The organism is Chamaesiphon sp. OTE_8_metabat_110 (assembly GCF_031382685.1).
Classification (GTDB): domain Bacteria; phylum Cyanobacteriota; class Cyanobacteriia; order Cyanobacteriales; family Chamaesiphonaceae; genus Chamaesiphon.
The window spans coordinates 1-6,269 of the sequence record NZ_JANMZA010000496.1 but is presented as its reverse complement, the minus strand read 5'-3'; the positions used below and the strand labels follow the sequence as shown (position 1 = coordinate 6,269).

The following is a 6,269-nucleotide window of genomic DNA, read 5'->3' as shown; positions in this document are numbered from 1 at the left end:
CTTATCAAGGGGAGGGAGCCGGAAAGCCCCCCCTTTATAAGGGGGGGTTGGGGGGGTAAGCCCACCGTAAACGAAGCCCAGCCGACTTGTGACATCATATCCTTCTACTAGTAGAGGCTAGGTGGAGTAACGGTGTATGGTCACACCTTAGCAAATTGGTAAACCCCCAACTAACTCCCAGAGAGGAGTGAATGCCGCACCACGCCTCCTACAAATCGAACCATACGCAGGAGAGTTTGAGAGGCGATGCGCGCACGCCTCTGTTTCCCGACGGTTTAGCGCATCAAGACAGGGGCGTTCCCCCCTCTCAACGGGGGGGGCTGGGGGTCGGTACCCCCACCGGGTTCTGCCTCCGCTAGGAAGATCGCAACCTACTAATATCTAACATTTGCCGCTTCGCCTTTACCAGTTCGCTCTAGATAATTCTGAATAAAATGCAATTTATCCCCACCACCCTAATCGACGCCCATATCATCACCCCAGACCAACTCACCGACGAGCGCGGCTTCTTTGCCCGTACCTGGTGCCAGCAAGCATTTCTCGATCGAGGACTAGATGCCAACCTCTCCCAGTGCAGCATCTCCTTCAACCACCAGCTTGGCACCCTCCGAGGACTGCATTGGCAAATACCCCCCTTTGCCGAAACCAAGCTAGTGCGCTGTACTCAGGGCGCAATTTACGATGTCATTATCGATTTACGTCCCGATAGTATCACCTTCAGACAATGGATGGCGGTATATCTGACAGCAGAAAATCACCAAGCACTATATATCCCCCAAGGATTCGCCCACGGCTTTCAAACCCTCGCCGCCAATACCGAAGTGTTTTATCAAATGTCCGGTCTTCATGCCCCAGCAGCCGCTCGGGGAATGCGGTGGAACGATCCTAGCTTCGCGATCGAGTGGCCGATCGACATTAGTATCATCTCCCCGCGCGATCGAGATTACCCCGACTACACTCTAGACTTACCAGTATTGCAGCCAAATTAATCGCCGATCGTTGAAAGTCCACATTAGGTCAGCAATATGAATATTAGTTCAGAATTACGCGATCTCGATCGGCTGGGATTAGAGATGTATCAGCTAGTCGCCGATCTCTACCCGATTTGTCGCAGCATTACTGGCGATGGCGTTCGCCACACCCTGCAAGGTTTGCAGCAGTATATCCCCCTAGAAATTCAGGAAGTGCCGACGGGGACACAAGTATTTGATTGGACGGTGCCTAAAGAGTGGAATGTGCGCGATGCCTATATCAAAAACGATCGCGGCGAGAAGGTTGTCGATTTTCAGGTATCGAATTTACACCTGCTCAACTACAGCATTCCCATCCACCAAAAGCTGCCGTTATCACAACTCAAAGAGCATCTATTTACTCTCCCAGCACATCCCGACTGGATTCCCTACCGTACCTCCTATTACCAAGAAACTTGGGGGTTTTGTTTGAGCCACCATACGCTCGCACAGCTTGAAGATGGCGAATATGAAGTCTCGATCGATTCATCCCTCACCGATGGACATCTCAGCTATGGTGAATATTTTTTACCCGGAAAAACCGATCGCGAAATCCTCTTTTCTTGCCATATTTGTCATCCTTCACTGTGTAATGACAACCTCTCTGGCATCGCTCTAGCGACATTTCTGGCTAAATATCTCAGCACTGCAACCCGACGATATTCTTATCGGTTTGTGTTTATTCCCGGTACGATCGGCGCGATTACTTGGTTGGCGCTAAATACCGAGCTGACTCGGCGGATTCAGCACGGTTTAGTCATCTCTGGTGTCGGCGATGCTGGGGCGATGACTTATAAACAAAGTCGTCAGGGTAATGCCGAAATCGATCGAGTTGTCAGCCATGTCTTGCAAAATTCCGGTCGAGCTTACGCGATCGAAGAATTTTCGCCCTATGGTTATGACGAACGTCAATATTGTTCCCCCGGCTTCAATTTGCCAGTAGGCAGATTGAGTAGAACGCCCTTTGGCACGTATCCGGAATATCACACCTCAGCAGATAATTTAGATTTTGTTAAACCCGATTACTTAGCCGATTCATTGAGTATTTATATCGAGACAATCGAGATTTTAGAAGCAAATAAACGCTATCTCAATACCAATCCCTACTGCGAACCTCAGCTCGGCAAGCGCGGTCTTTATAATCTCTCAGGCGGGCATCAAACTACCCAAGAGCGGCAAATGGCGATGCTGTGGATACTCAATTTATCAGATGGGAAAAATTCCCTCCTCGATATCGCTCAGAGATCGAATATTGCATTTACTGCGATCGCCCAAATCGCTAATATCCTGATAGAACATCACTTATTAACCGAAATTTTGGAATAGATATTTTATGATAAATGCTCCAAATAAGTTATTGAAAAAAAAGGTCTTAGTTACAGGTGCTAGTGGTTTTATCGGCGCACATTTATGCCGATGTTTGGCAACTACAGCAGCGGAACTGCATGGCATTTCGCGAACGCCTCAGCCGACTGGATCGCACATGCAGTGGTGGCAAGGCGATTTGGCAGATATTACCAGCGTGCGGACGCTGATTCGGCATGTCCAACCTGACGTAGTTTATCACTTAGCTAGTAACGTTACTGGCTCTCGCGATCTCGATCGAGTCTTGCCGACTTTGCATAGTAATTTTGTCAGTACAGTTAATTTATTAACAGCTCTGACAGAAATTGGTTGCGATCGAATCGTCCTTGCAGGCTCATTAGAGGAGCCAGAAATCAATCGAGGTAGTATTACTCCCTCTTCACCTTATGCCGCTGCTAAATGGGCTGGTAGTGCTTATAGCCAGATGTTTTACGAACTCTATCAGACCCCAGTCGTCACCGCCAAAATATTTATGGTTTATGGGCCAGAACAAGATTCCCGGTTTCTAATCCCGACGGTTATTTCATCGCTGATTAGCGGGATCTCTCCCAAATTGAGTAGTGGCAAAAGACCGATCGATTGGGTCTATATTGACGACTTAATCTCTGGGCTGATCGCGATGGCAGATGCCCCAGATATCGCCGGACAGACGATCGATTTGGGGACGGGTAAATTGAGTACCATTCGGGAAGTAGTCGAACGAATTGTGACTTGGATCGATCGGCGAGTTGAACCCTTATTTGGGACGATTCCCGATCGAATCAACGAACAAATTCGCGTTGCTAATGCGGCAAATTCTTACGCCCAGCTCGGCTGGAGGGCGACCACATCTTTAGAGGAGGGTTTGAAATCGACGATCGATTGGTATGCCGATCGATTACAGATGACAGCACCAAAGTTTTAGTTTCTTTGCCAAGATTAATAGTTTTCTAGAGTTAACTAATCAGGAGCAATTACATGAAAGTAGTCTTATTCTGTGGTGGTATGGGTACGCGGTTGCGCGAATATTCCGAAACCATTCCCAAACCAATGGTGGAGATTGGTTATCGTCCGATTATTTGGCACTTGATGCGCTACTATGCTCATTTTGGACACAAAGAATTTATCCTCTGCCTGGGTTATAAGGGCGATTATATTAAGAACTATTTTCTCAATTATAACGAATGCTTGTCGAATAACTTTACCCTTTCTAATGGTGGTAAAACGATCGAGCTACACAATAGCGATATCGAAGATTGGAAAATTTCCTTTGTAGATACGGGACTAAATGCGAATATCGGTCAGCGATTGATGGCTGTCAAATCGCATCTCGAAGGTGAAGAAGTTTTCCTAGCAAACTATGCCGATGGACTCAGCGATCTCGATCTAGATTTGTATCTCGATCACTTCACCAATCATGGCAAAATTGCCAGCTTCCTCGCCGTGCAACCATCCCAATCTTTTCACGTTGTCTCTTTCGATGAGGGTGCGTTAGTCGAAAATATTCAATCGGTTGGCTGTTCGGATCTGTGGATCAATGGCGGTTTCTTTGCCTTCAAGCAAAATATATTTGACTATATTCAACATGAAGAAGAATTGGTCTTACAGCCGTTTCAGCGGTTGATTCAACGCAAAGAGTTAATTGCCTACAAGAAGTCCAGCTTTTGGGCTTGTATGGATACCCTAAAGGAGAAAATGCTGTTTGATGAAATGTATGCCGCTGGCAAAACTCCTTGGGCAGTTTGGGACAAGGTAAGTACCAATGGACACCAGTTAGTTAATGGCAGACGCGATCAATATGCGCCTGTTTCACCTGTGGCAATTGGCTCGTAAATTAATTGAGAATTGAGAATTGAAAATTGAGAATTGAGAAAAAGTAGGGTGGGCAGTGCCCACCATCTATATTTATGATGCCATTAAAATAATAAAAAGTAGGGTGGGCACTGCCCACCATCTATATTTATGATGCCATTAAGTTTCGAGAAAAAAGTCGGCACTCCTTATACAATCCTGTGCCTGGGTGCCCATAGTGATGATATTGAAATTGGCTGTGGCGGTACCTTGCTCAAGCTAATCGATTTATATCCTGACCTGCATATTCATTGGGTAGTAATCGGTGCTAATCCCGAACGAGAGCGGGAAGCATCGAATAGTGCCTATAGTTTGTTAGAGCGAGTCAGTCATAAAAAAATTCAGATCGGCAGCTTTCGCGATAGTTTCTTTCCCTATCTGGGAGCTGAAATCAAAGAGTATTTCCAACAGCTTAAAATGGAAGTATCTCCCGATCTGATTTTGACTCATTACCGCGACGATCGCCATCAGGATCATCGATTAATTTCCGACTTGACTTGGAATACATTTCGAGATTGCTTGATTTGGGAATACGAGATTCCTAAATACGATGGCGACTTAGGTATTCCCAACCTATTCGTACATCTCAGTGAGGAAATTTGTCATCAAAAAGTCAATCACCTGTTTACACATTTCGAGAGTCAGGCTAATAAAGGCTGGTTTACAAAAGATATCTTTTTCTCAATGCTCAGGATTCGAGGAATGGAATCGAATTCCCATAGTAAGTATGCCGAAGCTTTTCATTGTCGAAAAATAGTTGTTTAAATTTTGTATTGAAATCAAAGGATTTGGTAATGAATAATCAAAAACCACTTGTCAGTTTGGGCTGTCCAACCTATAATCGACCTGATGGTCTTAGACAGGTACTCGAATGCCTACTCAACCAAACTTACTCGCATCTAGAAATTCTTGTTTCAGATAATTGTTCGTCTGGAACAGAAACTAGTGCCGTCGTTCGCGAGTTAATGCAACAAGATTCGCGAATTAAGTACTTTAGACAAGAGCAAAATATTGGCTCATTTAATAACTATAAATTTTTACTCGAACGCGCTCAGGGAGATTACTTTGCCTGGGTTTGTGACGATGATGCGCGGAGTCATAATTTTGTCGAGGCGTGTCTTCAAGAATTCGATCGCCTCAAAACACCGATCGTGGTGAATAGTTATTCGCGGCGGGTAGACAAGCAATTAGACAAAACGATCGCGATCGATAAAGGATGCAATACGATGGGTTTACCCGCTTATCGCCGTTATATCAAATATATTTCGACAATTTATACCGAACAAGTGGCGGTGACAGATATCAATTATGGTGTGATGCGACGAGATATTATGCAGGCGGCAATGCGCGATGTGCCGAATATTTCCGGGTGGGATCATATCTTATTAGCACGGCTGGCATTACAGGGAGAATTCTATACCATTCCTACCGAATTGATGGAATCTCGGGTATCAGGCATCAGTGTCAGCAATGCGAATGTGATTAAAGCTCAACAAATTCAAGGTTCATTATCTGAAACAAAACCCGTGTGGGTAAGGGAAACGTATCAACAAAAAACGATTAAAAGTTCACCCAATCTCAGTTCGATCGAGAAAATCGGTTTATCCCTTTGGTCTTATAGTTATTATTTCCTGACTCATGGCATGAAAATGTGGATTAAAGGGCTAGCTCCAGATTTATTTAAATTGGTAAGATCGCTAGCTCGCCGCTCTAAATCATTCAAGCAGGACTTAAATTAATTGAGAATTGAGAATTGAGAATTGAGAATTGGGTTTGCTTCGTTTTTAGATTTGAATCCCCCAACCCCCTTAAAAAGGGGGCTTTAAAGTCCCCCTGCTTGGTGCGCTTCCATCGTCGGGAAACAAAGGCGGGATCGCATCCGCTTTTTAAGGGGGATTTAGCGGATGCAATCACGCGGAGGTTTCCTCCGCATGTGTTGCACCAAGCAGCGGCGGTTTTATTAGGGGGTTCCCCCCGAATAAAAAAACGACAAGACAGGGGGGTTCAAACCAATTTAGCTTATAACCAGAATCGCCAGAATCGATAGTTAATTATATTTATGAT

The 6,269-nt window shown here is 45.1% G+C and carries 6 protein-coding genes; all 6 read left to right on the top strand.

Annotation, left to right across the window (positions count from 1 at the left end):
* The first annotated feature begins 434 nt into the window (after window positions 1–434).
* Entirely contained in the window at window positions 435–989 is a 555-nt protein-coding gene (gene rfbC, locus RMO52_RS18230; RefSeq protein ID WP_309741810.1) for a dTDP-4-dehydrorhamnose 3,5-epimerase, read from the top strand.
* Window positions 990–1,025: 36 nt separating this feature from the next.
* A complete protein-coding gene (locus RMO52_RS18225; protein WP_310417062.1) occupies window positions 1,026–2,336 on the top strand; it encodes a DUF4910 domain-containing protein in 1,311 nt (436 codons plus the stop codon).
* A gap of 7 nt (window positions 2,337–2,343) precedes the next feature.
* The gene (locus RMO52_RS18220; RefSeq protein WP_309741812.1) at window positions 2,344–3,279 is read left to right on the top strand and encodes an NAD(P)-dependent oxidoreductase; all 936 of its coding nucleotides are present in this window, start codon (window positions 2,344–2,346) and stop codon (window positions 3,277–3,279) included.
* 53 nt (window positions 3,280–3,332) lie between these two features.
* A complete protein-coding gene (locus tag RMO52_RS18215; protein ID WP_309741813.1) occupies window positions 3,333–4,187 on the top strand; it encodes a sugar phosphate nucleotidyltransferase in 855 nt (284 codons plus the stop codon).
* 129 nt (window positions 4,188–4,316) lie between these two features.
* Window positions 4,317–4,970 carry a PIG-L deacetylase family protein gene (locus tag RMO52_RS18210; protein WP_309741814.1) on the top strand — a complete coding sequence of 218 codons (654 nt, stop codon included), beginning with the start codon at window positions 4,317–4,319 and terminating at the stop codon, window positions 4,968–4,970.
* Window positions 4,971–4,999: 29 nt separating this feature from the next.
* Window positions 5,000–5,944, top strand: a complete 945-nt coding sequence (locus RMO52_RS18205; protein ID WP_310417058.1) for a glycosyltransferase family 2 protein — start codon at window positions 5,000–5,002, stop codon at window positions 5,942–5,944.
* Window positions 5,945–6,269: the final 325 nt, after the last annotated feature.